This window comes from Aromatoleum tolulyticum (assembly GCF_900156155.1).
GTDB lineage: Bacteria > Pseudomonadota > Gammaproteobacteria > Burkholderiales > Rhodocyclaceae > Aromatoleum > Aromatoleum tolulyticum.
The window spans coordinates 304,938-331,153 of record NZ_FTMD01000004.1; the positions used below are offsets into that span (position 1 = coordinate 304,938).

A 26,216-nucleotide genomic window follows, 5' to 3' on the forward strand; every position below is an offset into this window, starting at 1 on the left:
TCCGTTCAGAACGCGTAGGGCCGGTGCAGCCACTGCCGCACCACCGCGAGATCGCGTTCGGGAAGATAGGAAAACCCCGCCGCCGCGTCGGACGCGACCGCCGCCGGCACCCAGTGCCCGACCGCCTTGCCGGCGAGCATGCCGAAATACCACGCCATCGGATAACCGACGGCGCGGTCGAAGGCGAGCAGCGCCGCGTGCAGCGACAGCCCGCTCGTGCCCTCGCGCGCACCGAAGCGCGGCGCCTCGCCGGTCAGCGCGGGGATCGGTGTCGCACGCACGATGGTCTGCCGGAAGCGGTCCAGATGCTCGCGCAGCGCGATCGCCCAGTGGTTGCAGAAGGCCGTCGCCGGCCCCGCGCTGGAGGCGTCCCAGTCCGCGACGAAGCGGTGGATGGGCTGCGGCTCGAGCGCCTGCGTGCGCATGCGCGCGAGCAGGTCGCCGACGTGCGTGAGGCGGCGGAAGCGGTAATGCGCGGCCTCGACGGGCGTGCCGCAGCGCGGCCCATGCTCGCCCGCGCATGCCTCGCCGCCGCAGGGCGCGTCGATCAGCTCATCCAGCGTCGCGGGCGAAGCATCGTCGCGGAACAGCGGCGACGCCCAGGTCTCCTGCAACTCCTCGACCTCCAGCTGGACGAAATCCGTGCTCGCGCGCCCCGGCGTCGCGGCGGCGAAGTAATGCGTGCGGCCGCGCAGGTGGGTCGCGCGCAGCGTCGAGCCCGCATAGTCGTCGAGCAGCACGCCGAGTTCACCGTCGCGTGCCTCCAGCTCCGCGACGGTCCACTGCTCGAGGTTGTCGGACACGCGCACGCCGTCCGCATCGATCACGCCCCCCAGCCGGTACCAGCCGCCGCGGCACAACACCTCGCGGAACGGCCAGTCGGGCAGATACTTGCGGATCTCGTGCGCGAGCGCCGCCGGCCCTGCGGCAGCGGAGGTCACGGAGCAGGCTTCGACGACGGGCTCGGCAAGCTGGCGGCAGCGCTCGCCCCAGGCAGTGGGCGCATTCATGCGGACCTCGTTCCCGGATGGCCGGACGACCTGCGCCCGGCAGCGGTTTGCACGCGCATCACAGATAGACGATGCAGTTCTCGCCGGCCGGACACACCGCCAGGCATTGCGGCGAATCCGCGTCGCCGTCGCATTCCGTACAGGTGTCGGCGGTGATGTGGAAGACGCCGCCCTTCTCGGTGATCGACTTGGTCGGACAGGCGGGCTTGCAGTCGCCGCAGGCGGTGCATTCGTCAGCGATGATCTTCATGGCCATGGTGGGCTCCTTCAGGACGGGGGATGGGATCCGATTCCCCGCGCCGTCGCGACAACGACGGCGCGGGAGGCTCACGGGGCTTATCGCAAGGACGGTGCCAAGGCCGATCTACCCACCCAAGCCACTGAAAACAAATAACAACCCGACCAATCGCGGCCTTGACATGCTGCGTCGCGAATGTCGGGTTTGTGACATGCGACGTGCCACGCCGCACGGAACCTGCCGACATCAAAGCCATCGAACATTGGCCCGCCCCGACAGGACGACACGATGCGCCCCCCGCCCCGCGCAAAAAATGCCCCCCTTACCCGTACCCACGGCCCCGACGCGACCCGCGACACGACCCGCCGCCGCATCCTGCGCTGGCTCGGCGGTCTCCCCTTCCTGCCGCTCGGGCTGGCCGCCGCCCTCCCGGCCGGCGCCGCCACGCTGCACCCCACGCCCGCGGACGACATCGGCCCCTTCTACCCGCTCGACTGGAGCGGCGACATCGACGCCGACCTGACGAAGCTCGCGGGCGCAACGGGGACTGCGGTCGAAGGCACGCCGCTGCGCGTCAGCGGCGCGGTGCGCGACAGCGCCGGAAAGCCGGTCGCGGACGCCGCCGTCGAGATCTGGCAGGCCGACGCGCGCGGCCGCTACCGCCACCCCGGCGTCGATCCGCGCACGCGCGACCCCGCCTTCCAGGGCTTCGGCCGCACGATGACGGACGCCCAGGGCCGCTACAGCTTCCTCACGATCCTGCCGGGCAGCTACGGTTCGCGGCCGCCGCACATCCACTTCCGCGTCGCCCAGCCGGGGCGCGCCGAATTCGTCACGCAGATGTACTTCCGCGGCAACAACCGCGAAGGCAACGGCTACGCCCCGCCCGAGCGCGAAGCGCTGAGCGTCGACGTCACCGCGGCGAAGGCCGGCTCCCCCGCCGCGGCCACCTTCGACATCGTCCTCGCCGCCCGCTGAACAGGTCCCCGGGGCAGTCCACGCGGGCTGTCGCAAAGACGACAGCGGCGTCGACTTTGTCAGGATTGCCCCCCACGCCCCACCTCAAAGCCCGCTTGCCGGGCAACCCGCACAGCATCGCAAACCGCTGAATCCGCGACACTTTCCGCCCGCAGCGGAGCCCGTGGCACGCTCCATGCACTAGCGCCGTCGTAACGGCCCCCGCCGCAACCGACACGACGCGCCAGCCATGACCGCCACGACCGAAATCCTGTTGCTGCTACTCTCGACCGCCCTCGTGAACAACGTGGTGCTGGTCAAGTTCCTCGGCCTGTGCCCCGTGATGGGCGTCTCCAAGAGCATGGACGCCGCCCTCGGCATGGGGCTCGCGACCACCTTCGTCATCACGCTCGCATCAGCGCTGTGCTGGATGCTCGACCACTGGCTGCTCGCGCCCTTCGAGCTCGGCTTCCTGCGCATCCTGTGCTTCATCCTCGTGATCGCCGCAGCGGTGCAGTTCGTCGAGATGGTGATCAAGAAGACCAGCCCGGCGCTGTACCAGAGCCTCGGCATCTACCTCCCCCTCATCACGACCAACTGCGCCGTGCTCGGTCTCGCGCTGCTCAACGTGCAGCAGAGCTTCGGCTTCATGAAGAGCGTGCTGTACGGCTTCGGCTCGGCACTCGGCTTCACCCTGGTCCTGCTGGTCTTCGCCGGCCTGCGCGAACGCCTCGCGCTCGCCCGCGTGCCCGCCGCGTTCAACGGCGCGCCGTCCGCATTCATCACCATCAGCCTGCTGAGCCTCGCCTTCATGGGCTTTTCCGGCCTGATCTCCTGAGGAACGTCACCATGCTCGTTGCCGTCTCCAGCCTCACCGTCCTCGGCGCCGTTCTGGGCGTGCTGCTCGGTTTCGCGAGCCGCCGTTTCCACGTCGAAGGCAACCCCGTCGTCGCCGAAGTCGAGACGATGATGCCCGGCTCCAACTGCGGCCAGTGCGGCTTCCCCGGCTGTGCCGGTGCGGCGGCGGCGATCGTCGGCGGCGAGGCGCCGGCCACCTGCTGCCCGCCCGGCGGCAAGGCGCTCGCACAGAGCATCGCCGCCAAGCTGGGACTCGAAATCGACCTCTCGACGGTCGCCGACGCCGGCCCGCAGCTCGCCGTCGTCACCGAAGACATCTGCATCGGCTGCTGCCGCTGCATCAAGGTCTGCCCCACCGACGCCATCCTCGGCGGCGCCAAGCAGATCCACGCGGTACTGCGCGAGGCCTGCACCGGCTGCGGCAACTGCGTCGACCGCTGCCCGACCGAAGCCATCGGCCTGAAGCCGGTCCCGATCACGCTGCAGCACTGGGTGTGGCCGAACCCGGCCCGCGCCTGAACCCGGAACGCACATCATGGGATTCTTCGACAAGATCTTCCGCCACCTCGCCCGCAGCGAACCCTGGGGCGTGCATCCGGACGAGCGCAAGCGCCCGGCCTCGGAAGCGCCGATCCGCCGCCTGCCGGTTCCGCCGCTCCTCTACCTGCCGCTGTCGCAACACGTCGGCGCGGCGGCGGAGCCGATCGTGCGGATCGGGCAGAAGGTGCTCAAGGGCGAGTGCCTCGCGACCGCCACGGGCAACATCTCCGCCCCGGTGCATGCGCCGACCTCCGGCGAGATCGTCGCGATCGGGCCGATCACCGCGCCGCACCCCTCGGGTCTCGAGATGACGGCGATCACGCTGCGCAGCGACATGGAAGACCGCTGGGCGCCGCTCGATGGCCTCGCCGACCCGCTCGCCCACTCACCCCAGGAACTCGCGCGCCGTGTCGCCGCAGCCGGCATCGTCGGCCTGGGCGGTGCGACCTTTCCCGCCTCGGTGAAGCTCGGTCTCGGCCACCGCTCGCGCATCCGCACACTGATCCTCAACGGCAGCGAGTGCGAACCCTACCTGTCGTGCGACGACCGCCTGATGCGCGAACGCGCGGCGGGCATCGTGCGCGGCGCCGTGCTGATGCGCCACGCCACCGGCGCGCGCGAGGTACGCATCGGCATCGAGGACAACAAGCCCGAGGCGATCGCCGCGATGCGCGCCGCCGCCGACGGCCACGCCGACGTGCATGTGTGCGTCGTCCCCGCACGCTACCCGATGGGATCGGACCGCCAGCTCATCATCGAGCTAACCGGCATCGAGGTGCCCGCCGAATCGCGCGCCGCCGACGTCGGGGTGCTCGTGCACAACGTCGGCACGGCCTTCGCGATCCATCAGGCGATCGACCTCGGCCGCCCGCTGGTCAGCCGCGTCATGACGCTCAACGGCGAAGCCCTCGCCCAGCCGGGCAACTACGAGGTCCCCATCGGCACCCTCGTCGATGACCTCCTCGCCTTCGCCGGCGGGGTGCGCTTCGAACCTGCGCGTCTCGTCATGGGCGGCCCGATGATGGGCCTCGTCCTGCCCTCGGCCAAGGTGCCCGTGGTCAAGGGCTGCAGCGGCATCCTCGCGCTGTCCGCCGCCGAAGTCGCACGCGACGAGCCTGACGCCTGCATCCGCTGCGGCAGCTGCACCCGGGCCTGCCCGGTCGGCCTGCTGCCGCTGGAGATGAACGCCCGCATCGCCAACGGCGCGCTCGATGCCGCCGTCGCACTCGGCCTGCACGACTGCATCGGCTGCGGCTGCTGCGCCTGGGTGTGCCCCGCGCGCATCCCGCTCGTGCAGGCCTTCAACCACGCGAAGGGCGAACTCGCCGCGCACGACCGCGACAAGAAGCGTACGGACGCGACGCGCCGGATGGCCGAAGCGCGCGCGGAGCGCCTCGAACGCGAAGCGCACGAAAAAGCCGCAGCCGCAGCCCGCCGCGCCGCCGAGCGCAAGGCGCAAAAAGCGCGCGAGGCAGCCGCCAGCGCAGCTTCCAACTCCGAAGGAGCACCGGCATGAGCCCCACCCGCATCTCAGGCTCGATCTCCACCGACGACGGCGCCCTGCCCCCCCTCGCCGCGTCGCCCCACGCCCACGGCGGCGTCTCGGTGGCGCAGGTCATGCTGCGCGTGATGCTCGCGCTCACCCCCGCGACCCTGTTCGGCTTCTGGCTGTTCGGCTGGCCGGCGATCAACCTCTTCGCCGTCACCGTCGGCGCCTGCCTGCTCGCCGAACGCTTCTGCGAACGCCTGATGGGCCGCCGGAGCAGCCTCGGCGACGGCTCGGCGCTGCTCACCGGCTGGCTCCTCGCACTGTCGCTGCCGCCCTGGGCGCCGGCGTGGATCGGCCTCCTCGGCGGCTTCATCGCCATCGTCGTCGGCAAGCAGGTCTTCGGCGGCCTGGGGCAAAACCTCTTCAATCCGGCGATGGTCGCGCGCGTCGCCCTGCTCGTGTCCTTCCCCGTCGCGATGACGCAGTGGGTCGTGCCTCAACCGCTGTTCTCGGCAGCGGCCCCCGGCTTCATCGACAGCCTGCGCATCACCGCCGAAGCGCCCGCCCACCCCGACGCCGTCACCTCCGCGTCGCTGCTCGGCCACAGCAAGACCGAACTCTCGCGCGGCGTCGCCATACCCGATGCGATCGCCAGCGGCCCGCAGGCGCTCTTCGACTGGGCCGGCATGCGCACCGGCAGCCTCGGCGAAACCGGCGCCCTGCTGATGCTCGCGGGCGGGCTCTACCTCCTCGCCAGCGGCATCATCCGCTGGCACATCCCGGCCGCCGTGCTCGCCGGCATCGCCCTGCCCGCCCTCATCGGCCACGCCGTCGATCCGGCACGCTACCTCTCCGCCACCCAGCACCTCCTCTCCGGCGCGGCACTCCTCGGCGCCTTCTTCATCGCCACCGACTACGTCACCTCGCCCAACACCCCGGCGGGCCAACTGGTCTTCGGCTTCGGCATCGGATTCCTCACCTGGATCATCCGCAGCTGGGGCGGCTACCCGGAAGGCATGGCCTTCGCGGTGCTGCTGATGAACGCGCTGACCCCGGTGATCGACCGCTACTGCCGTCCGCGCATCCTCGGCCGCCGGCGCGACGGGCGCGCGCTCGAACCCACCCCGCTCGACAACACCGGAGGCGCATGATGGGCACCGATCAATCCGTCGGCTTCTCGCTCGACGCGCTGCGCGACCGGCTCGCCTACCAGCCGCTGCTGCTCGGCGGCGTCGCCCTCGTCGCCGGCACCGCGCTCACGCTCGCCAGCAACGCGACGCGCGCCCCCATCGCCGCCGCCGAGGCGCACGACACGCAGATGACGCTCGCGCAGGTCCTGCCGCCCGGCAGCGCCGACAACGACCTGCTCGCGGACGTCCTCGAACTGCCCGGCCCCGCCGCCGGCAGCACCCGCAGGATCCACATCGCGCGCAAGGCCGGCGTCGTCACCGGCGCCGTGTTCAACGTCGCCGAGCGCGGCTACTCGGGCGAGATCCGCCTGCTGATGGCGGTCGATCCCGCCGGCAGGGTACTGGGCGTGCGCGTCCTCAAACACACCGAAACGCCCGGCCTCGGCGACAAGATCGAGATCGCCCGCAACCCGTGGATCACGAGCTTCGACGGCAAATCGCTCGGCGAACCCGCCCCCGCAAAGTGGGCCGTCAAGAAGGATGGCGGCATCTACGACAGCTTCGCCGGCGCCACCATCACGCCGCGCGCGGTGGTCAAGGCCGTCAAGGGCGGCCTCGACTACTTCGCCGCCCATCGCAACGAAATCCTCGGAGTGCAACCATGAACGCCGCCAAACTGATGCGCGACGGCCTGTGGGACAACAACGTCGTCTTCGCCCAACTCCTCGCGATGTGCCCGACCATGGCCGTCACGACCTCCGGCACCAACGGCCTCGGCATGGGCCTCGCGACCACCGCGGTGCTGATCGTCTCCAACATCCTCGTCGCCTCGATCCGCCACGCGGTCAGCGCGCAGGTGCGCATCCCCGTGTTCGTCGTCCTTATCGCGACCCTCGTCACGCTCGTCGACCTCGTCCTCAACGCCTGGCTGCACGAGCTCTACAAGGTGCTCGGCCTCTTCATCGCGCTGATCGTCGTGAACTGCGCGATCCTCGGCCGTGCGGAAGCCTTCGCGGTGCGCAACACCGTTGCCGCGTCCGCCATCGACGGACTCGCGATGGGCCTCGGCTTCACCTTCGCGCTCACCGTCATCGGCCTGATCCGCGAGATCCTCGGCAGCGCCACCGTGTTCGCGCAGGCCAGCGCGCTGCTCGGCAGCCACTTCGCCTTCCTCGAGATGAAGATCGGCGCGTGGAACGGCGCCCTGCTGATGATCCTGCCGCCCGGCGGCTTCGCCGTGCTCGGCTTCATGCTCGCGGGCAAACGCGCGTGGGAGCTGAAGCGCCGCCAGACCGCGCAAGCCACCGAATCCCACTGCTCCGTTCCCGGCCCGGCGTCGGCGTGAGCGGAACGACCAGCGAAGGAGAGTCCCCCATGCAAGTCGGCGTTGCCTACTCCGAGCCGGGCCGGCAGGCCTGGGTCACGATCGACGTCCCGGACGAAGCCACCGTCCGCGACGCCATCGAACACTCCGGCATCCTGCGGCAGTTCCCGCACATCGACCTCGCCGCGCAGAAGATCGGCGTGTTCAGCAAGCTCGTGAAGCTCGACGCCCCGCTGCGCGCGGGCGACCGCATCGAGATCTACCGCCCCATCACGTGCGACCCGCAGACCGTCCCGCGCCGCGACCTCGCGGAGGGCGACGAGGATTGAGCCTGCATCCGGGGCTATCGCCCCAGCGGCTCGCTCGTTGGCGTAGGGCGGGAGGAGCGCAGCGCATCCCGCCAATCCCCCCCTCAATCTCGCCGCTCCCGTGCGGCGAGATTCATTTGGTCGATCCGCGGTGTTGGGCCGCGAGCGCAGAGATTGATGGCGAAAAAGCAGGTTCCGCCGGGGATGCGGTTGCAGCGATGTTCAGGCATTCGGAGGCGGGATTCGCTGCGCTCCTCCCGCCCTACGTCCGCATCGAACACATGATGGAGGGGAGCGGCTGAAGCCGCCCGCGTTCAGAACCCGGCCTTGCGCCGCAGCCCCTCGATCGCAACGCGGTGCTCGCCCTGCGCCGTCTGGAACACCTTGAACACCTTCTGCTCGATGCCGCTCGAGGCGACGAAGTCGTTGTGCGCCCGCGCCAGCAGCGTGCGACAGGTCGCGAACGCCGACGCGGCGGGCAGGCTCTCGACCCCGCCCTCACGCGCGAGATACTGCTGGAAGCGCTTCAGGATGTGCAGGCGGTTCACCTGCACGACCGCGGCATCGTAGGGGATCGCGAAGTAATTGAGGAAATCCTCCGCGCTCTCGAGGTGCTTCAGGTCTTCGACAAGGGTATTCACGGCATCACTCCTTCGGTCAGCAGCGCACGACATTCGCGGTGAAAGCGCATCAGCTCGCGCAAGTCCGGACTGCGCTTGGTCCGCATCGCATGTTCGCGCACCCGCTCGAGCACGAGGCGTGCGGTCACCGCATCGACCTCCAGCCCCAGTTCGCGGCACGCATTCACGATCGATGCCGCCCCCGAATGCTTGCCCAGCACCAGGCGATGGCTGCGCCCGACCTCGGCCGGATCGAAGCTCTGGTAATTGCCCGCGTCTTTCACCAACCCATCGACGTGGATACCCGCCTCGTGCGTGAACACCCAGCCGCCGACGATCGGCTTGTTCGCCGCCACCGGCCGTCCCGACGCCTCCGCGACCAGCTCCGAAATCACCGGCAGCTGCTGCGTGTCGATGCCCGACTCGATGCCGTGCAGGTGGCGCAGCGCCATCACCGCCTCCTCGAGCGGCGCATTGCCGGCGCGCTCGCCGAGACCGTTCACCGTCGTGCTGATGTGCGTCGCACCGGCCTTCACCGCCGCCAGCGTGTTCGCGGTCGCCAGTCCCAGGTCGTCGTGCGCGTGCATCTCGATATCCAGGTCGCTCGCCGCCCGCAGGCGAGCAATCGCGGCTTGGGTCGAAAACGGATCCAGCACGCCGAGCGTATCCGCGTAGCGGAAGCGCACCGCGCCCCCCGCTTGCGCCGTGTCCAGCACGTGGCACAGGAAGTCCGGATCGGCGCGCGACGCATCCTCGCCCCCGATCGACACCACCAGCCCGCGCTCGCGCGCCGCGCGCAAGGTATCGCGCAACTGTGCCAGAGCCCACTCGCGATCCCGCCCCAGCTTGCGCTCGATCTGCTGGTCCGACACCGGCAGTGCCAGGTGGATGATGTCCGCCCCGCAATCGGCCGCCGCGTCGAGATCGGCCACGCACATGCGGCACCACACCATCAGCCGCGCCGGCAATTTCAGCGCCACGATCGCGCGGATCACATCGCGCTCCGCCTCGCCCATCGCCGGCACGCCGATCTCCATCTCGCGCACGCCGGCAGCCGCCAGTGCCCGCGCGATCGCCAGTTTCTCGTCCGCCGTGAAGGCGACCCCGGCCGTCTGCTCGCCGTCACGCAAGGTCGTATCGTTGATCGTCACCATGATGTGCTGCGTCCCGTGAATGGCATTGCCCTGCTACCGCAAGGACGATGCCACCCCGGCATCCGCCGGCAAATCGCCCCGCAGGCGGCGCCAGTTCAGGGGATTCACCCACCGCCGCGCACCAGGCGGCATCCTGCCGGCACGACAATTGGCACGAACCCGACACAGACAAACGTCACGTCACGAACATCGCGGCGAAAAAAAAGCGCCGGACCAGCCGGCGCTTTTTCGTGTTGCGGAAGAAACGACGCTTACAGCATCGCCTTCAGCAGCTTGGCCATCTCGGACGGGTTACGCGTCACGGTGAAGCCGCACTCTTCCATGATGGCGAGCTTGGCGTCAGCGGTGTCGGCGCCGCCGGAGATCAGCGCACCGGCGTGGCCCATGCGCTTGCCGGCCGGCGCGGTCACGCCGGCGATGAAGCCGACGATCGGCTTCTTCATGTTGGCCTTGCACCACTGCGCGGCTTCGGCTTCGTCCGGACCGCCGATCTCGCCGATCATAATCACCGCATCGGTGTCCGGATCGTCGTTGAACATGCGCATCACGTCGATGTGCTTCAGACCGTTGATCGGGTCGCCGCCGATACCGACCGCCGACGACTGACCCAGACCGATTTCGGTCAGCTGCGCCACGGCCTCATAGGTCAGCGTGCCCGAACGCGACACGACGCCGATGCGGCCCTTGCGGTGGATGTGCCCCGGCATGATGCCGATCTTGATCTCGTCGGGCGTGATCAGGCCCGGGCAGTTGGGGCCCAGCAGCAGGGTTTCCTTGCCGCCCTTGGCAACCTTCTGCTTCATCTTGTTGCGCACGACCAGCATGTCGCGGACCGGAATGCCTTCGGTGATGCAGATCGCCAGATCCAGGTCGGCCTCGCAGGCTTCCCAGATCGCGTCGGCGGCACCCGCCGGCGGCACGTAGATCACGGACACGGTCGCGCCGGTTTCAGCGGCAGCTTCCTTCACCGAAGCGTAGATGGGGATGTCGAAAATCTTCTCGCCCGCCTTCTTCGGATTCACGCCGGCGACGAAGCAGTTCTTGCCGTTGGCGTATTCCTGGCACTTCTCGGTGTGGAACTGACCGGTCTTGCCCGTGATGCCCTGGGTGATGACCTTGGTGTCTTTGTTGATCAGGATGGACATTCAAACTCTCCTTACTTGACCGCCGCGACGATCTTGGTCGCGGCTTCCGCCATCGTGTCGGCGGTAATGATCGGCAGGCCCGATTCGGCAAGGATCTTCTTGCCGAGGTCCTCGTTGGTGCCTTTCATGCGCACCACGAGCGGGACGGAGAGATGAACTTCCTTGGCTGCAACAACCACGCCGGTGGCGATGGTGTCGCACTTCATGATGCCGCCGAAGATGTTGACCAGGATGCCCTTGACCTTGGGGTTCTTGAGCATGATCTTGAACGCTTCGGTGACCTTCTCGGTCGTCGCGCCGCCGCCGACGTCGAGGAAGTTGGCCGGCTCGGCGCCGAACAGCTTGATCGTGTCCATCGTGGCCATCGCCAGACCGGCGCCGTTCACCAGGCAGCCGATGTTGCCGTCGAGCGAGATGTAGGCGAGGTCGAACTTCGAGGCTTCGATCTCGTCCGCGTCTTCTTCGTCGAAGTCACGGAAATCGACGATCTCCGGATGACGGTACAGCGCGTTCGAATCGAAGTTGAACTTGGCGTCGAGCGCCTTGATGTTGCCGTTGCCTTCGAGGATCAGCGGGTTGATTTCCGCCAGCGAGGCATCGGTTTCCATGTAGCAGGTGTACAGGCGCTTCAGCGTATCCACGGCCTTGGCCACCGAGGCTTCCGGCACGCCGATACCACGGGCCAGGTTCTCCGCTTGCGCGTCGGTCAGGCCGACCAGCGGATCCACGAATTCCTTCAGGATCTTCTCAGGCGTGCTGTGCGCGACTTCCTCGATGTCCATGCCGCCTTCGGAGGAGGCCATGATCGCGACCTTCTGCGTGGCGCGGTCGGTCAGCGCAGCAACGTAGTATTCCTTCTTGATGTCGGCGCCTTCCTCGATCAGCAGGTTGCGCACCTTCTGGCCTTCGGGCCCGGTCTGGTGCGTGATCAGCTGCATGCCGAGAATGTCGTTCGCGTACTGGCGCACTTCATCCAGCGAGCGGGCCAGCTTCACGCCGCCGCCCTTGCCGCGGCCACCGGCGTGGATCTGTGCCTTCACGACCCAAACCTTGCCGCCCAGCTCTTCGGCTGCCTTCACCGCGCCATCCACCGACACGGTATGGAAACCGCGCGGCGTCACGACGCCATACTTTCTTAGTAGTTCTTTTGCCTGATACTCATGAATCTTCATGATTGCCCTTCGATCGAAGCCGCGACGCCCTGGACGCCGCGAACAGGTTGATGGGACGCTTCGGAGCATCGCTCCGCGACATACGCCGTCTCCCTCGACCGACGCATACCGCTCCCGACCGGTCGTATGCCGCCCGGCCCGACCTATTGACCCGGACCCGAAACGGGCCTGAAGGTCGCAAGATCGCAGGATTATACCCGCAATTGCGCAGTGCAGAATCGGCAACTCCCGCGCGAACCGTCCGGCCGCCCGCCGCTACTCCTCGCCCAGGGGCTTGCGGTACCACTTCGGGTAATAGCGGCGCACCGTCTCGCGCGAGCTTTCCAGCGCGTGGCACTTGTCGAGTTGGAAGGGCTTCTCGACGGAGTCCTCGTTATCGCGCCGGTAAGTCGCGAAAGTCTGCACCGCCGCCGTCGGCAGACTCATCAGCAGCTCGGTCACGTGCGAACATCCGCGCACGTCCGCGAACATCTCCCCGACATTGCGGCGAAAGCCGCGGATCAGGTTCAGCCCGACAAGCCGCCCGTAGGCGGGCCCGATCGTGTCGCATTCGCCCGCGTAGGGGACACGATCGGAACATGCCTCGGCATCGACGATGTTGAACGCCTCGTCTATCGTGATCCGCACGCGCATCTCGTGCACGGGATCACCGGCGCGGCGCACGCCGGACGCGAGCGGATAATCGACGGCCTTCGTGTCGCGCAGGCAGGCCTCGAGCTCCAGCAGGCCATCGTCGCGGCGAAAACCCTCGACCGTGATCTGGCGCAGATGCGCCGGAGTACGTGCGCACTTGGGAGGAGAGAGCGGCATCGGACGTACGGCAACGTATGGAAAACCGCATGTTACCGCGAATCGGGACGTTGGCCGCGCGCGCAGATGCACCCATTCCGGGCAGCACGTCGACGTCTTCCACCCGCCGGCGCTCCGCAATTACCGAATGTCATAAGGTCGGGGTAAGATCTCCCGTTTTCGGCGGGCGGCGGCAATGCAAATTCGTTACAATGCTCCGCAACGATTTGATACAAGATATGGCTTTACGCCCGGGCTCTCGCCAGCATAAGAACGGACGATGACAAAACAGCAGTGCCTGCACCCGAGGGATTCCGCGCCTCTGCTCCTGGCGGCGCTGCTGACGTTCGCGCCGACGCCGTCAGGCGCCTTCGTTCTCGGCGAACCCGTGCCGCTATCGAAGATCGGCGAACCCCTGAGAATCGAGATTCCCGTCCTCCAGGGCGACCTCGCGCAAGTTGCCGAGTGCCTGCGCCCTGCGGTCCCGTCGGCGGCGTCCGATGGCCTGCCGCGGGTACGCAATGCGCGCCTCGACCTCGCCGGCCGCGCACCGAAGGCGCGGCTCGTGCTCTCGCACCGCCTGCCCAGCTTCGATCCCGCACTGCGATTCGCCATCGAGGACATCTGCGACAGCCGTCTGCGCCGCGAGTACACGGTGCTGCTGGCCTTCCCCGACGACTCCGCCGCCGCAGCGGAATCCGCGGGCACGCAAGCGCCGCTGCAGTCCGGCGGCACGCTTGCAGACGCCCCTGCGCAGGAAGCGCCGCGCCGGGCGCGCCAGAACCGTCGCACCACGCCCTCCGCCGACGCCCCGGCAACGACGTCCGCCGCAGCACCCCGCCGCGTCGCGACACCGGCGACCACCGGCCGCGACCGGCTCGAACTCGGCGGCGGCGAATCGGAGATTCCCGGCGCCGGCCTGCGCCTGAGCACGCAACTCGGCAGTCTCGCACGCATCGACGCGACGACCGAAGCCCGGCGCGAGGAGCTGCGCCGCGAGCAGTCCGTGATCATGGCGATCGACCGGACCATCGTTGCCCAGCTCGAACTGAACGAGCGCATCCGGCAGCTCGAAGCCGTGCAGTCGCGCATGATGGCCGAGCATGTCCGCACGCCCGCGTCGGCATCCGGCATTGCCCCGGTCGTCGAACCTGACGAGGCGGAACCGCCTGCACCGAAGGCGCAACCGCCGGAGCCCGACCACAGCGTCGCCGAGGCCTGGAAACAGGGCACGCTGACAGTCGGGTTCGTCTCCCTGGCGCTCGCCGCCGTCCTCGCGTGGCTCCGCAAGCGCCGCGAAACGGCGCCTGCCGCCGACGAAACGGAAGCGAAGTCGAGGCCCGCGCCGGCCCGGAAGAAGTCGCCCGCCCGCCCGCCCGCCCCGCGTGCGGAACCGGCCGCGCGCCCCGCCGCCGCGAAGCCGGCCGCACCGGCCAGCCCGGCCGCCCCCGTGCTCCCGCCGGAAATACCCGAGGCGAGCGCATCCGGACGTCCCCCCGAGCATTCACCGCTCGGATGGGAGACCGAGGAAGACATCTTCGCCCACCCGATATCGCTCGCCCCGATAGCGCCGATCGACCCCATTGCCCCGATCGCTCCCGTCGCGGTCGAGGAATCCGCCGAAGAGCACGAATCGGCAATCGAGCTCGCCGAGATCATGATGGGGTTCGGTCGCATCCGCGGCGCAGCCGACACGCTCGCCGAGTTCATCGCCTCGAACCCGAAGAAGGCGGTCACGCCCTGGCTCAAGCTCATGGAGGTCTACCGGACCGCCGACCTGCGCGAGGAGTTCGACGCTCTCGCACAACAGCTCAACAAGACCTTCAACGTCAAGACCGTCACCTGGGAGAGCTTCGACGAAGCGCGCCTGGCGACGAACTCGATGGAACAGATGGCGCACGTGACGAAAAACGTCCAGCAGATGTGGGGCACGCGCGAATGCCAGGCCTACCTCGAGCATCTGCTGCGCGACAATCGCGACGGGACGCGCGAAGGCTTCCCGCTCAGCGTCATCGACGAGATCCTGCTGCTCGAAGCAATCCTCGATGACCAGCTCGGCCCCTACCGGCCCGAAGCCGCCCCGCCGCGGCCTTCGGACGGCGACGCGTCTCGCGAGACACCCCCTCAGCTCGTCTGAGCGAGCGGAGGACTCCGCCCCGTCCTGCGGCGTCAGCCGCTCACACCGGATTGTCGAGATCGACGAAACGCGCCTCGATGCCGAAGGTCTGTTCCAGATATTGCGCCAGCGCGTGGATGCCGTAGCGCTCGGTCGCATGGTGTCCCGCGGCGAGGTAGGGCACGCCCGATTCGCGCGCGAGATGCACGGTCTGCTCGGAAATCTCCCCCGACACGTAGAGGTCCGCGCCCGCCGCGATCGCCTGCTCGAAATAGCCCTGCGCGCCGCCCGTGCACCACGCGACGCGGCTCACCGCCCGATCGCCGTCACCCACCAGCAGCGGCTCGCGCCCGAGCCGCGCAGCCAGGGAACGCGCGAGCTGCGCGGCACTCCCCGGCCGTTCGGGACGGCCTATCCACGCAATGTCCTGTTCGCCGAAGCGCCCTTCGCCGACCCAGCCCGCGAGCGCCGCAAGCTGCGCGTTGTTCCCCAGCTGCGGGTGGGCGTCGAGCGGCAGGTGGTACGCGAGCAGGCTGATGTCATGACGCAGCAGGCTGGCGATGCGACGCTTGCGGATACCCGTGATGCGGCCGTCCTCGCCGCGCCAGAACCAGCCGTGATGCACGATGACGGCATCGACCCCGTCCTCCACGGCACGGTCGAGCAGCGCCTGGCTCGCGGTGACGCCGCACAGCACCCGATGCACCTCGGCGCGTCCTTCCACTTGCAGGCCGTTTGGGGAATAATCCCAGAACCGTGGGACTTCCAGCAGTTCATCCAGATGGGCTTGCAGTTCGGCGAGTTGCATGCGGTCTCCACTCCTGTTTTCCGGGCCTCATGGCGAGCGCGACACCGCGCGCTCGCCCAATTCGAGCAACATTATGCGCCGCCTGTGGCTGATCTTCGCGCAGGCCGTGACGGTGAGCGTCGCGGTCCTGTTTGTACTGAACACCCTGAAACCCGAATGGTTCAAGAACGCCGCCCCCGCCGCGGTCGTGTCCATCCTCGAGGCCCCCGGAAGCGACTCCGCGGCGCCCGCCCCGGCGCCGAACTCCTATGCCGACGCGGCCCGGCGCTCGATGCCGGCCGTGGTCCATATCTACACGGCCAAGGACATCGCGCGCCCGCGCCACCCCCTCCTCGACGACCCCATCTTCCGCCATTTCTTCGGTGACCGACAGGGCAACGCGCCGTCGCAACGCGCATCGGGGCTGGGCTCGGGCGTCATCGCGAGTCCCGACGGACTGGTCCTGACCAACAACCACGTCATCGAGGGTGCCGACGAGATCGAGATCGCACTCAACGACGGGCGCAAGTTCCCCGCGCGCCTCGTCGGCCGCGACCCCGAGACCGATCTCGCAGTGCTCCGCCTGCAGGGTAACGGCACGCTGCCGGCGATCACCTTCGCGAAACAGGATGCGCTGCAGGTCGGCGACGTCGTCCTCGCCATCGGCAACCCCTTCGGCGTCGGCCAGACCGTCACGATGGGCATCGTGTCGGCCCTCGGGCGCAGCCAGCTCGGCATCAACACCTTCGAAAACTACATCCAGACCGACGCGGCGATCAATCCGGGCAATTCCGGCGGTGCGCTGGTCGACAGCCAGGGCCACCTCGTCGGCATCAACACGGCGATCTACTCGCGCTCGGGCGGTTCGCTCGGCATCGGCTTCGCGATCCCCGCGTCGACCGCGCGCGACGTGCTCGAGCAGATCATTGCGACCGGCCAGGTCACGCGCGGCTGGATCGGCGTCGAGATCCAGGAGATCACGCCCGAACTCGCCGAATCCTTCGGCATTCGTGGCACCGAGGGCGCCCTCATCGCCGGCGTGCTGCGCGACAGCCCGGCCGAGCACGCGGGCATCCGCCCGGGAGACATCCTGATCGGCGTCGACGGCAAGCCGGTCCACGACCCGAAAGGCATGCTGGAGCTGGTCGCCGGCCTGATGCCGGGCCACAGCGCGAATTTCCGCGTGCGCCGGGCCGACAGCGAAGTCGATCTGAAGGTGGAAATCGGGCGCCGTCCGGCCCCCTCCGTGCAGCGCTGAACGCTGCGCCGCCGCGGGCTTAGTTGCTCTCGATGCGCTCGAGCGCTTCTTCGCCGCCGTCGGGCCGATCCTTGACGAGAATCCGCGCGATGATCACGCCCACCTCGTAGAGCAGACACATCGGGATCGCCAGCAGCAACTGCGACACCACGTCCGGAGGCGTGATGACCGCGGCGACGACGAAGGCGCCGACGATCACATAGGGGCGCGCCGCGGCCAGCTTGGCCACGCTGACCACGCCGGTCTTGGCGAGCAGGATCACCGCCACCGGCACCTCGAAGGTCAGGCCGAAGGCGATGAACATCGTCATCACGAAAGACAGGTACTGCTCGATGTCCGGCGCCGGCGTGATGCTCTTCGGCGCGAACTCGGCGATGAACTTGAACACCGTCCCGAACACGAAGAAGTAGCAGAACGCCATCCCGAGCACGAACAGGATCGTGCTGCCGAGCACGAGCGGCAGGCCCAGCCGCCTTTCGTGCGCGTACAGGCCGGGCGCGACGAAGGCCCAGGCCTGATAGAGGACGACCGGAAGCGCGATCACGAAGGCCGCCATCATCGTCACCTTCACCGGCACGAAGAAGGGCGTGATCACGCCGGTCGCGATCATGTGCGTCCCCTCGGGGAGGGTCTGCATCATCGGCAATGCCAGCAGGTCGTAGACGTCGCCCGCCCACGGCATCAGGCACAGGAATACCACGAGTACGGCCAGCATCGCGCGCAACAGCCGGTCGCGCAGCTCGACGAGATGCGAAATGAAGGTTTCCTGCACAGCGCTCATGCTTTGTCCGTGGTCGTGTTCGCGAGCGGCGCGGCAGCCGGAGCGAGTCCGAGTTCGAGCTGACGATTATCGACGACGGGCCCGGGGAGCTGTGCGTCCGGAAGGTTCGCGGCCTCCGCCGGGATTGCGGCGGGTACCGCCTCCGCCACGGGAGCAGCGCTCACCGCAGCCTCCGATGCGTGCGGTCCGTCCAGCGCGCTCTTCGCCTCCGCAGCGGTCTGCGCGAGATCCGCCTCCACGCTCTGGACCTGCCCGCGCATCGACGTTTCGAGATCGCGCGCCTGCTGCTCGACCTGCTGCTGCAACTTCTTCAGCTCCTCGAGCTGCATCTCGCGCTGGATATCCGACTTGACGTCGCCGACGTAGCGCTGCAGTCGCCCCAGAAGGTGGCCGGCAGTCCGCGCCACCTTCGGCAGGCGCTCGGGCCCGACGACAATGAGCGTCACCACCGCGATGACGATGAGTTCAGAAAAACCTAGATCGAACATGATGTAGAAGCCTTTGCCGGCCGGGTCGAGCGTACGGTGACGGCCTCAAAACGAAGGGGCGCACTGACGCCGCGCCCCTTGCCGCCGACATCGCCCGGACAGACTCAGGAATGCAGCTTGTCGGACTTTTCGCGCGCCTGGGCGTCGATGGTTTCACCGCCGATCTTCTGCTGCAAGTCGTCGGACTTCTCCGACTCTTTCATGCCGTCCTTGAAGCCCTTCACCGCACCGCCGAGATCCTGGCCGATGTTGCGCAGCTTCTTGGTACCGAACACCAGAACCACGATCACCAGGACGATCAGCCAGTGCCAAATGCTGAATGAACCCATACTGCTCTCCTTAACGCTTCAACATGGCCGGAAGCACATCCGGGCCACCGAGGACGTGCACGTGCAGATGATACACTTCCTGCCGCCCCACCCTTCCGGTATTGATGATGGTGCGGAAGCCTTCGCCGCACCCGTTCTCGCGCGCGAGCTGGGCCGCCGTGGTCATCACCCGCCCCATCACCTCGATGTGCTCAGGCCCGAGTTCCGCCATCGACGGGACGTGCAGCTTCGGGATCACGAGGAAGTGCACCGGCGCGAGCGGGTTGATGTCGTGGAACGCGAGCACGTGCTCGTCCTCGTACAGTTTCTTCGCGGGGATCTCGCCGGCCGCGATCCGGCAGAAAATACAGTCGCTCATATTCACGTCAGACCGTCGTGCGGGCCTTCTTCTCGTCGATGCCGGAGACGCCCTCGCGGCGCCGGAACTCGGCCAGCACATCGTCGACCGAGAGGCCGAAATGCGACAGCAGCACCATCGAATGGAACCACAGGTCGGTGACCTCCCAGACGATGTGCAGCATGTCCTTGTCCTTGGCCGCCATGATGGTCTCGGCGGCTTCCTCGGCGACCTTCTTGCAGATCGCGTCGGTGCCCTTGGCGTACAGGCTGGACACGTAGGAGGAATCGGGGTCGGCCTTCTTGCGCTCGGCGAGGGTCGCGGCGACGCGGTGCAGCACTTCGATGTCGATCATTTGTAGATGTCCTTGGGATCCTTCAGCACGGGGTCCACGGCCTCCCACGAACCCGCGCTCAGATAACGCTGGAAAAAGCAGCTGTGGCGGCCCGTGTGGCAGGCGATGCCGCCGATCTGCTCGACCTTCAGCAGCACCACGTCGTTGTCGCAGTCGATGCGGATCTCATGCACCTTCTGCACGTGGCCGGACTCCTCGCCCTTGTGCCACAGCTTGCGGCGCGAACGCGACCAGTAGATCGCCTCGCCCGTCTCGGCGGTGCGCTGCAGGGCGTCGCGGTTCATCCAGGCGAACATCAGCACGTCGCCGGTCGAGGCCTCCTGGGCGATCACCGGCACGAGGCCCTGGTCGTCCCAGTGGATCTCGTTGAGCCAGCGGGCGGAATTGGCGTTACTCACAGTCGTACCTCGATGCCGCGGCTGCGCATCAGCTCCTTCGCCTCGCGCACCGTATGCTGGCCGAAATGGAAGATGCTCGCAGCGAGCACGGCGTCGGCGCGGCCTTCCGACACGCCTTCGGCCAGATGCTCGAGCGTGCCGACACCGCCGCTGGCGATCACCGGGATCGGGACGGCATCCGACACCGCGCGCGTGAGGGCAAGATCGAAGCCGATCTTGGTGCCGTCGCGGTCCATGCTGGTGAGCAGGATCTCGCCAGCGCCAAGGGCAGCGACCTTCTTCGCCCACTCGATCGCATCGAGTCCGGTGTTGTTGCGCCCGCCGTGCGTGAACACCTCCCACTTGCCGGGGGCAGTCTGCTTGGCGTCGATCGCGACGACGATGCACTGGCTGCCGACCTTGCCCGCCGCGTCGGCAACGACCTGCGGGTTATTCACTGCGGCAGTGTTGATGCTGACCTTGTCGGCGCCGGCGTTGAGCAGGCGCCGCACATCCTCGACCGTGCGCACGCCGCCACCCACGGTCAGCGGGATGAAGACCTGCTCGGCCACCTGCTCGACGACGTGGATGATGGTGTCGCGCGCGTCGGAGCTGGCGGTGATGTCGAGGAACGTGATCTCGTCAGCCCCTTGCTCGTCGTAGCGGCGCGCGATCTCGACCGGATCGCCGGCGTCGCGCAGTTCGACGAAGTTGACACCCTTGACCACGCGCCCGGCATTCACGTCCAGGCAGGGGATGATGCGCTTGGCGAGCATCAGGCCGTTTCGCCGCTGAGTTCGTCCGCGCGCGCCTGCGCGGCGGCGAAGTCCAGCGTGCCTTCGTAGATCGCGCGCCCGGTGATCGCGCCGGTGATGCCTTCGGACTCGACCGCGCACAGCGCGTCGATATCCGCCAGCGTGGCGATGCCGCCGCTGGCGATGACCGGGATGCGCAGGGCCTGCGCAAGGCGCACGGTCGCGTCGATATTCACGCCCGAAAGCATGCCGTCGCGACCGATGTCGGTGTAGATCACGGCTTCGACGCCGTAGTCCTCGTACTTCTTCGCGAGATCCACGACGTCGTGCCCGGTCATCTTCGACCAGCCATCGACGGCGACCTTTCCGTCCTTGGCGTCGAGGCCGACGATGATGTGGCCCGGGAAGGCGCCGCACGCGTCGTGCAGAAAGCCCGGATTCTTCACCGCGGCAGTGCCGATGATGACGTAGGAGATGCCGTTGTCGAGGTAATGCTCGATGGTGTCGAGGTCGCGGATGCCCCCGCCGAGTTGCACGGGAATGTCGTCGCCGACCTCATCGGCGATCGCGCGGATCGCGGCCCCGTTCTTCGGCTTGCCGGCGAAGGCGCCGTTGAGGTCGACGAGGTGCAGGCGGCGTGCGCCGAGGTCGATCCAGTGCCGTGCCATCGCGGCCGGGTCCTGGGAAAACACCGTGGCGTCGTCCATTTCGCCCTGCTTGAGGCGGACGCAATGGCCGTCCTTCAGATCGATAGCGGGAATCAGCAGCATACGGGGATGAGTGGCATCAGAGGAGTGGAAGGGAAGCTACAGACGGGTCCGGACGGCGCTCGTCAGGGGGCCCAGGAAATGAAATTCGCAAGCATCCGCAGGCCCGCCTGCGCACTCTTTTCGGGATGGAACTGAACCGCGAAGATGTTATCCCGCGCTACCGCACTGGTAAACATCAAACCGTAATCGGTTTCGGCCGCGACCAGCGACGGCTCGTCCGGCCGGACGAAATAGCTGTGCACGAAATAGAAGCGCTCGCCGTCGGGAATGCCTTCCCACAACGGGTGCGCGATGCGCTGCTGCACGCGGTTCCAGCCCATGTGCGGCACCTTCAGGCGGGCGCCGTCGGCGGCGACCATGTTCGCGTCGGGAAAACGCACGACATTGCCGGGAAGGATACCGAGGCCCGGCACGTCGCCCTCCTCGCTGTGCTCGAAAAGCATTTGTTCGCCGATGCAGATGCCGAGGAAGGGCTTGGACGCGGCGGCCTCGAGCACCGATGCGCGCAATCCGCGCAGATCCAGTTCGCGCATGCAGTCGGGCATCGCGCCCTGCCCCGGAAACACCACCCGGCCGGCCGCGGCGACCACAGCAGGGTCGGAGGTCACGACCACGGTCTTGCCGGGGGCTACGTGTTCGACCGCTTTGGCAACCGAACGCAGGTTGCCCATGCCGTAGTCGATGATGGCTACGTCGCTCATCGCGGAATCGCTCGCAGGAAAATCAGAAGGTTTGGCGGGGAGTTTGGCGGAAATTCAGAGGGCGCCCTTGGTCGAGGGAATCACGCCGGCCGCGCGCTCGTCGCGCTGGGCGGCCATGCGCAACGCGCGACCGAAGGCCTTGAAGATGGTCTCGCACTGGTGATGGGCGTTGTCGCCGCGCAGGTTGTCGATATGCACGGTCACCCCGGCATGATTGACGAAACCCTGGAAGAATTCGCGCGCGAGATCGACATCGAAGTTGCCGATGCGCGCACGCGTGTAGTTCACGAAGTAGTGCAGCCCGGGACGGCCGGAGAAATCGACGACCACGCGCGACAGCGCCTCGTCGAGCGGCACGTAGGCATGGCCGTAGCGGAAAATCCCTTTCTTGTCGCCGAGGGCCTTCGCGAAGGCCTGCCCCAGCGTGATGCCGACATCCTCGACGGTGTGGTGGTCGTCGATGTGGGTGTCGCCTTCGGCCTTGATATCGAGATCGATCGCGCCGTGGCGGGCGATCTGGTCGAGCATGTGATCGAAGAAGGGCACGCCCGTGGCGAGACTGGCCTTGCCGCTGCCGTCCAGGTCGATACGGACGGTGATCCGGGTTTCCAGGGTGTCGCGAGTTACTTCGGCTTGCCGCATGGGATTCTGCTTGAAAATAAGGGTTCCGGACGCGATCGGGCGTCACTCTCCGGCATGATACCATCGCCTGACTGTCCCGCCGCAATGCCGGCCGCAGCGGCCGCCGGGCCTGCGCGGGGCCCCTCCGACAATCCTGCACCCGATCCTCCGATGAGCCAATACTGGAGTGCCGTCGTCAACGGCCTGACCCCCTATGTCCCGGGCGAACAGCCCAAGATCGCCAACCTGGTCAAGCTCAACACCAACGAGCACCCGTACGGCCCCTCGCCGAAGGCGATCGAGGCGATCCGCGCCGAGGCGTCCGATGCGCTGCGCCTGTATCCCGACCCGACCTCGGAACGGCTGCGCGCCGCCATCGCGGCACGCCACGGCATCACGCCGCAGCAGGTGTTCGTCGGCAACGGCTCCGACGAGGTGCTCGCGCACGCCTTCCTGGCGCTGCTCAAGCACGATCGGCCGCTGCGCTTCCCGGACATCTCGTACAGCTTCTATCCCGTGTATTGCGGGCTGTACGGGATCGAGTTCGCGACGGTGCCGCTCGACGAAAACCTCGCGATCCGCCCCGACGACTACCTGCCGACCGACGGGCAGGCCGCGGGCGGCATCGTTTTTCCGAACCCGAACGCGCCGACGGGACGCCTGCTGCCGCTCGCCGAGATCGAGCGCATCGTCGCCGGCAATCCGCAGTGCGTGGTCGTCATCGACGAGGCCTACGTGGACTTCGGCGGCGAGTCGGCGATTCCGCTCACGGCCCGCTATCCCAACCTGCTGGTCGTGCAGACCTTGTCCAAGTCGCGCTCGCTCGCGGGGCTGCGCGTAGGCTTCGCGATCGGCCACCCTGACCTGATCGAGGCGCTCGTGCGCGTGAAGGACAGCTTCAACTCCTATCCGCTCGACCGGCTGGCAATCGTCGGCGCCGTCGCGGCGATCGAGGACGAGGAGTATTTCGAGCGCACGCGCCAGGCGGTGATTCGCACGCGCGGCCAGCTCGTTTCAGACCTGTCCGCACTCGGCTTCGAAGTGCTGCCGTCGGCGGCGAACTTCGTCTTCGCGACGCACCCGACGCGCGACGCGGGCGAGCTCGCCGCCGAGCTGCGCAAGCGCGCGATCATCGTGCGCCACTTCCGCCAGCCGCGCATCGATCAGTTCCTGCGCATCACCGTCGGCACCGACGAGCAGTGCGGCGCCCTGATCGGTGCGCTGCGCGAAATCCTCGCGTAAACGCAGGAAGGGCGCCCCGTCGGGGCGCCCTTCCGTGATTCCCTGCGCGCACGAGCGGCGCGGCGTGTCTCACTTGTGCAGCCGCATCTCCGCCGAGCGCGCGTGCGCCTGCAAGCCCTCGCCATGGGCGAGCGTCGAGGCGACGCGACCCAGCGTCTGCGCCCCCGCTTCCGAGATCTGGATGATGCTGGTGCGCTTCTGGAAGTCGTACACGCCCAGCGGCGACGAGAAGCGCGCGCTGCGCATCGTCGGCAACACGTGATTGGGGCCGGCGCAGTAGTCGCCCAGCGCCTCCACGGACCAGTGCCCGACGAAGATCGCGCCGGCGTGACGGATGCGGTCGATCCACGGCTCGGGCTCGTCGAGCGACAGCTCGAGGTGTTCCGGCGCGATCCTGTTCGCGATCGCGCAGGCCTGCTCCAGGCTGTCGACGTGGATCAGTGCGCCGCGATTGGCGAGCGAGGCGGCGATGGTCTCGTGGCGCGGCATCATCGGCAGCAGACGCTCGATCGAGGCGTCCACCGCATCGATGAATGCGGGATCGGTACACAGCAGGATGGACTGCGCGAGCTCGTCGTGCTCGGCCTGCGCGAAGAGGTCCATTGCGACCCAGTCGGAATGACCGCTGCCGTCGGAGATGATCAGCACCTCGGACGGCCCGGCGACCATGTCGATGCCGACCGTGCCGAACACGCGGCGCTTGGCCTCGGCGACGTAGGCGTTGCCGGGGCCGACGATCTTGTCCACCTGCGGCAGGGTCTGCGTGCCGTAGGCGAGCGCGGCGACGGCCTGCGCGCCGCCGATCGTGAATACGCGGTCGACGCCGGTGATGGCGGCGGCGGCGAGCACGAGCGGGTTCTTCTCGCCGTTCGGCGTCGGCACGACCATGATCAGCTCGCCGACGCCGGCAACCTTGGCCGGAACGGCGTTCATCAGCACCGAACTGGGATAGGACGCGCGCCCGCCGGGCACGTACAGGCCGACGCGGTCGAGCGGCGTGACCTTCTGGCCGAGGCGCGTGCCGTCGGCCTCGACGTAGTCCCACGACTCGGCACGCTGGCGTTCGTGGTAGATGCGCACGCGGTCGGCGGCGATGCGCAGGGCCTCGCGCTGCTCGACGGTGAGGCTGTCGAGCGCGGCCTTCAGTTCTGATTTCGGCAGCTCCAGCCCGGCCATCGATTTCACGTCGAGGCGGTCGAAGCGGCGCGTGTATTCAATCACCGCGGCGTCACCGGTGGTGCGCACGGCACTCAGGATCTCGGTGACGGCCGCGTCGATGCGCGCGTCGGCGCTGCCTTCGAATGCGAGCAGCGCGTCCAGCGTCGTCAGGAACTCGGGATCGCGCGCGTCGAGGCGACGGATCCTGCGGTTCGGATCGCTCATTTCACGGCTCCGGCAAAGGCATCCAGCACGGGCTGGATGATTTCGCGCTTCAGCTTCAGCGACGCCTGGTTCACGACCAGGCGCGAGCTGATCGACATGATCTCCTCGACTTCCTCGAGATTGTTCGCGCGCAGCGTGTTGCCGCTCGATACGAGGTCCACGATCGCGTCCGCAAGACCGACCAGCGGCGCGAGCTCCATCGAGCCGTACAGCTTGATCAGGTCCACATGCACGCCCTTCGCGGCGAAGTGCGCCTTGGCGCTGTTGATGTACTTCGTCGCGACGCGGATGCGCCCGCCGGGACGCGTCGCCGCGGCGTAGTCGAAGCCCTTCTGCGTCGCGACGCACAGGCGGCACTTCGCGATATTCAGGTCCAGCGGCTGGTACAGCCCGGCCCCGCCATGCTCGAGGAGCACGTCCTTGCCCGCGATGCCGAGGTCGGCCGCACCGTACTGGACATAGGTCGGCGTGTCGGTCGCGCGCACGATCACGAGGCGCACGTCGGGACGGTTCGTGCCGATGATGAGCTTGCGCGAAGTCTCGGGATTGTCGGTCGGGGTGATGCCGGCGGCCGCGAGCAGCGGCAGCGTTTCCTCGAAGATGCGGCCCTTGGACAGGGCAAGGGTGATGCTGGACACGAAGGGTGCCTCGGGAAAAAACGGGCTGACATTGTAACCTGCCCGCCCTTCTGATAGCCTTTGGCCACTGGCTGAACCGCGCTGCGGTTCGGCCTTTTTTACTTTTTGCCCGACGCAGGGAGTCGAAACGCCATGAAACCCGAAATCGTGATCTCCTCGCAGGACCTCGATCGCCTCGAGGGATTGCTGGCCGCACCGGCCGCACGCAACCGCAGCGACCTGAACGGCCTGCGGGACGAGCTCGCGCGCGCGGATGTGCGCGAACCCCAGGACATGCCGGCCAAGGTCATCACGATGAACAGCCGCGCACGCTTCCGCGAACTGCCCGATGGCCGCGAACACGAGCTGACGCTGGTCTATCCCGGCGATGCCGTGCCGGACGCCGGCAAGGTCTCGGTCTTCACGCCGGCCGGCAGCGCCCTGCTCGGGCTGTCGGTCGGCCAGACGATCGACTGGGAGAACTCGGCCAGACAGCCGATCCGGCTCGAGGTGCTGGACGTCATGTGGCAGCCGGAGGCTGCGGGACGCTTCGACCTTTGACCGA

The 26,216-nt window shown here is 67.8% G+C and carries 32 protein-coding genes; 12 read left to right on the forward strand and 20 right to left on the reverse strand.

The window, feature by feature from the left end; translation table 11 throughout:
- Nucleotides 1-5 precede the first annotated feature (5 nt).
- A complete protein-coding gene (locus BW991_RS08335; RefSeq protein ID WP_076601615.1) occupies nt 6-1,010 on the reverse strand; it encodes a hypothetical protein in 1,005 nt (334 codons plus the stop codon).
- Nucleotides 1,011-1,068: 58 nt separating this feature from the next.
- Entirely contained in the window at nt 1,069-1,266 is a 198-nt protein-coding gene (locus BW991_RS08340; protein ID WP_076601616.1) for a 4Fe-4S dicluster domain-containing protein, read from the reverse strand.
- A 270-nt stretch (nt 1,267-1,536) separates the two neighbouring features.
- Between BW991_RS08340 and BW991_RS08345 the strand changes: the two genes are divergently transcribed.
- The 8 genes from BW991_RS08345 (at nt 1,537) to BW991_RS08380 (ending at nt 7,875) form a co-directional block, all read left to right on the forward strand.
- Complete coding sequence (locus BW991_RS08345) at nt 1,537-2,226, forward strand: dioxygenase family protein (protein WP_076601617.1); 690 nt, start codon at nt 1,537-1,539, stop codon at nt 2,224-2,226.
- A 229-nt stretch (nt 2,227-2,455) separates the two neighbouring features.
- On the forward strand, nt 2,456-3,043 hold the full coding sequence (gene rsxA, locus BW991_RS08350; RefSeq protein ID WP_050414596.1) for an electron transport complex subunit RsxA: 588 nt from the start codon (nt 2,456-2,458) through the stop codon (nt 3,041-3,043).
- Between the two features lie 11 nt (nt 3,044-3,054).
- Nucleotides 3,055-3,582, forward strand: coding sequence for an RnfABCDGE type electron transport complex subunit B (locus tag BW991_RS08355; RefSeq protein WP_076601618.1), 528 nt, complete (start codon nt 3,055-3,057; stop codon nt 3,580-3,582).
- Between the two features lie 16 nt (nt 3,583-3,598).
- Nucleotides 3,599-5,119, forward strand: coding sequence for an electron transport complex subunit RsxC (gene rsxC / locus BW991_RS08360; RefSeq protein WP_076601619.1), 1,521 nt, complete (start codon nt 3,599-3,601; stop codon nt 5,117-5,119).
- A complete protein-coding gene (locus BW991_RS08365) occupies nt 5,116-6,243 on the forward strand; it encodes an RnfABCDGE type electron transport complex subunit D (protein WP_076601620.1) in 1,128 nt (375 codons plus the stop codon). Before rsxC ends, BW991_RS08365 begins: the two co-directional genes overlap by 4 nt.
- The gene (gene rsxG / locus BW991_RS08370) at nt 6,243-6,887 is read left to right on the forward strand and encodes an electron transport complex subunit RsxG (protein WP_084205011.1); all 645 of its coding nucleotides are present in this window, start codon (nt 6,243-6,245) and stop codon (nt 6,885-6,887) included. The genes BW991_RS08365 and rsxG overlap by 1 nt, the downstream gene beginning before the upstream one ends.
- Nucleotides 6,884-7,567 carry an electron transport complex subunit E gene (locus tag BW991_RS08375; RefSeq protein WP_076601622.1) on the forward strand — a complete coding sequence of 228 codons (684 nt, stop codon included), beginning with the start codon at nt 6,884-6,886 and terminating at the stop codon, nt 7,565-7,567. The genes rsxG and BW991_RS08375 overlap by 4 nt, the downstream gene beginning before the upstream one ends.
- A 29-nt stretch (nt 7,568-7,596) precedes the next feature.
- Nucleotides 7,597-7,875: an RnfH family protein gene (locus tag BW991_RS08380; RefSeq protein ID WP_076601623.1), complete on the forward strand. Its 279-nt coding sequence runs from the start codon at nt 7,597-7,599 to the stop codon at nt 7,873-7,875.
- A gap of 293 nt (nt 7,876-8,168) precedes the next feature.
- Here the strand turns inward: BW991_RS08380 and nifW are convergent, their stop codons facing one another.
- From nifW to BW991_RS08405, 5 genes are all read right to left on the reverse strand, one after another.
- Nucleotides 8,169-8,495, reverse strand: a complete 327-nt coding sequence (gene nifW, locus BW991_RS08385; protein WP_076601624.1) for a nitrogenase-stabilizing/protective protein NifW — start codon at nt 8,493-8,495, stop codon at nt 8,169-8,171.
- On the reverse strand, nt 8,492-9,628 hold the full coding sequence (nifV, locus tag BW991_RS08390; protein ID WP_076601625.1) for a homocitrate synthase: 1,137 nt from the start codon (nt 9,626-9,628) through the stop codon (nt 8,492-8,494). The genes nifW and nifV overlap by 4 nt, the downstream gene beginning before the upstream one ends.
- A gap of 251 nt (nt 9,629-9,879) precedes the next feature.
- Nucleotides 9,880-10,773 carry a succinate--CoA ligase subunit alpha gene (gene sucD, locus BW991_RS08395; RefSeq protein WP_018989085.1) on the reverse strand — a complete coding sequence of 298 codons (894 nt, stop codon included), beginning with the start codon at nt 10,771-10,773 and terminating at the stop codon, nt 9,880-9,882.
- A gap of 11 nt (nt 10,774-10,784) precedes the next feature.
- Nucleotides 10,785-11,945 carry an ADP-forming succinate--CoA ligase subunit beta gene (sucC, locus tag BW991_RS08400; protein ID WP_076601626.1) on the reverse strand — a complete coding sequence of 387 codons (1,161 nt, stop codon included), beginning with the start codon at nt 11,943-11,945 and terminating at the stop codon, nt 10,785-10,787.
- A 255-nt stretch (nt 11,946-12,200) separates the two neighbouring features.
- Nucleotides 12,201-12,755, reverse strand: coding sequence for a DUF2889 domain-containing protein (locus tag BW991_RS08405; RefSeq protein ID WP_076601627.1), 555 nt, complete (start codon nt 12,753-12,755; stop codon nt 12,201-12,203).
- Nucleotides 12,756-13,014: 259 nt separating this feature from the next.
- On the opposite strand from BW991_RS08405, the gene BW991_RS08410 reads away from it, so the two are divergent.
- Nucleotides 13,015-14,871 (forward strand): type IV pilus assembly protein FimV, encoded by a 1,857-nt coding sequence (locus tag BW991_RS08410; protein ID WP_076601628.1) that lies wholly within the window; start codon nt 13,015-13,017, stop codon nt 14,869-14,871.
- Nucleotides 14,872-14,911: 40 nt separating this feature from the next.
- On the opposite strand, the gene BW991_RS08415 is transcribed toward BW991_RS08410, so the two are convergent.
- Complete coding sequence (locus BW991_RS08415; protein WP_076601629.1) at nt 14,912-15,658, reverse strand: Nif3-like dinuclear metal center hexameric protein; 747 nt, start codon at nt 15,656-15,658, stop codon at nt 14,912-14,914.
- Between the two features lie 73 nt (nt 15,659-15,731).
- Between BW991_RS08415 and BW991_RS08420 the strand changes: the two genes are divergently transcribed.
- Nucleotides 15,732-16,895 (forward strand): Do family serine endopeptidase, encoded by a 1,164-nt coding sequence (locus BW991_RS08420; protein WP_076601630.1) that lies wholly within the window; start codon nt 15,732-15,734, stop codon nt 16,893-16,895.
- 19 nt (nt 16,896-16,914) lie between these two features.
- On the opposite strand, the gene tatC is transcribed toward BW991_RS08420, so the two are convergent.
- From tatC to hisB, 10 genes are all read right to left on the reverse strand, one after another.
- Nucleotides 16,915-17,676, reverse strand: coding sequence for a twin-arginine translocase subunit TatC (tatC, locus tag BW991_RS08425; protein WP_076601631.1), 762 nt, complete (start codon nt 17,674-17,676; stop codon nt 16,915-16,917).
- Complete coding sequence (gene tatB / locus BW991_RS08430) at nt 17,673-18,164, reverse strand: Sec-independent protein translocase protein TatB (protein WP_076601632.1); 492 nt, start codon at nt 18,162-18,164, stop codon at nt 17,673-17,675. The genes tatC and tatB overlap by 4 nt, the downstream gene beginning before the upstream one ends.
- Nucleotides 18,165-18,268: 104 nt before the next feature.
- On the reverse strand, nt 18,269-18,493 hold the full coding sequence (tatA, locus tag BW991_RS08435) for a Sec-independent protein translocase subunit TatA (RefSeq protein ID WP_076601633.1): 225 nt from the start codon (nt 18,491-18,493) through the stop codon (nt 18,269-18,271).
- 10 nt (nt 18,494-18,503) lie between these two features.
- On the reverse strand, nt 18,504-18,851 hold the full coding sequence (locus BW991_RS08440; RefSeq protein WP_076601634.1) for a histidine triad nucleotide-binding protein: 348 nt from the start codon (nt 18,849-18,851) through the stop codon (nt 18,504-18,506).
- A gap of 7 nt (nt 18,852-18,858) precedes the next feature.
- Nucleotides 18,859-19,185, reverse strand: coding sequence for a phosphoribosyl-ATP diphosphatase (locus BW991_RS08445; RefSeq protein WP_076601635.1), 327 nt, complete (start codon nt 19,183-19,185; stop codon nt 18,859-18,861).
- On the reverse strand, nt 19,182-19,583 hold the full coding sequence (gene hisI, locus BW991_RS08450; protein WP_076601636.1) for a phosphoribosyl-AMP cyclohydrolase: 402 nt from the start codon (nt 19,581-19,583) through the stop codon (nt 19,182-19,184). Before hisI ends, BW991_RS08445 begins: the two co-directional genes overlap by 4 nt.
- Nucleotides 19,580-20,338 (reverse strand): imidazole glycerol phosphate synthase subunit HisF, encoded by a 759-nt coding sequence (hisF, locus tag BW991_RS08455; RefSeq protein ID WP_076601637.1) that lies wholly within the window; start codon nt 20,336-20,338, stop codon nt 19,580-19,582. The genes hisI and hisF overlap by 4 nt, the downstream gene beginning before the upstream one ends.
- On the reverse strand, nt 20,338-21,087 hold the full coding sequence (gene hisA, locus BW991_RS08460) for a 1-(5-phosphoribosyl)-5-[(5-phosphoribosylamino)methylideneamino]imidazole-4-carboxamide isomerase (protein WP_076601638.1): 750 nt from the start codon (nt 21,085-21,087) through the stop codon (nt 20,338-20,340). The genes hisF and hisA overlap by 1 nt, the downstream gene beginning before the upstream one ends.
- Nucleotides 21,088-21,149: 62 nt before the next feature.
- Entirely contained in the window at nt 21,150-21,788 is a 639-nt protein-coding gene (hisH, locus tag BW991_RS08465) for an imidazole glycerol phosphate synthase subunit HisH (protein ID WP_076601639.1), read from the reverse strand.
- A gap of 54 nt (nt 21,789-21,842) precedes the next feature.
- On the reverse strand, nt 21,843-22,430 hold the full coding sequence (gene hisB / locus BW991_RS08470; protein WP_076601640.1) for an imidazoleglycerol-phosphate dehydratase HisB: 588 nt from the start codon (nt 22,428-22,430) through the stop codon (nt 21,843-21,845).
- 150 nt (nt 22,431-22,580) lie between these two features.
- Here hisB and hisC point away from each other — a divergent pair, with 150 nt between their 5' ends.
- Entirely contained in the window at nt 22,581-23,651 is a 1,071-nt protein-coding gene (gene hisC, locus BW991_RS08475; protein ID WP_076601641.1) for a histidinol-phosphate transaminase, read from the forward strand.
- A gap of 69 nt (nt 23,652-23,720) precedes the next feature.
- On the opposite strand, the gene hisD is transcribed toward hisC, so the two are convergent.
- Both hisD and hisG read right to left on the reverse strand, forming a co-directional pair.
- The gene (gene hisD / locus BW991_RS08480; protein WP_076601642.1) at nt 23,721-25,034 is read right to left on the reverse strand and encodes a histidinol dehydrogenase; all 1,314 of its coding nucleotides are present in this window, start codon (nt 25,032-25,034) and stop codon (nt 23,721-23,723) included.
- Nucleotides 25,031-25,672 carry an ATP phosphoribosyltransferase gene (hisG, locus tag BW991_RS08485; protein ID WP_076601643.1) on the reverse strand — a complete coding sequence of 214 codons (642 nt, stop codon included), beginning with the start codon at nt 25,670-25,672 and terminating at the stop codon, nt 25,031-25,033. Before hisG ends, hisD begins: the two co-directional genes overlap by 4 nt.
- Before the next feature lie 132 nt (nt 25,673-25,804).
- Between hisG and rnk the strand changes: the two genes are divergently transcribed.
- A complete protein-coding gene (rnk, locus tag BW991_RS08490; protein ID WP_076601644.1) occupies nt 25,805-26,212 on the forward strand; it encodes a nucleoside diphosphate kinase regulator in 408 nt (135 codons plus the stop codon).
- The last annotated feature ends 4 nt before the right edge of the window (nt 26,213-26,216 follow it).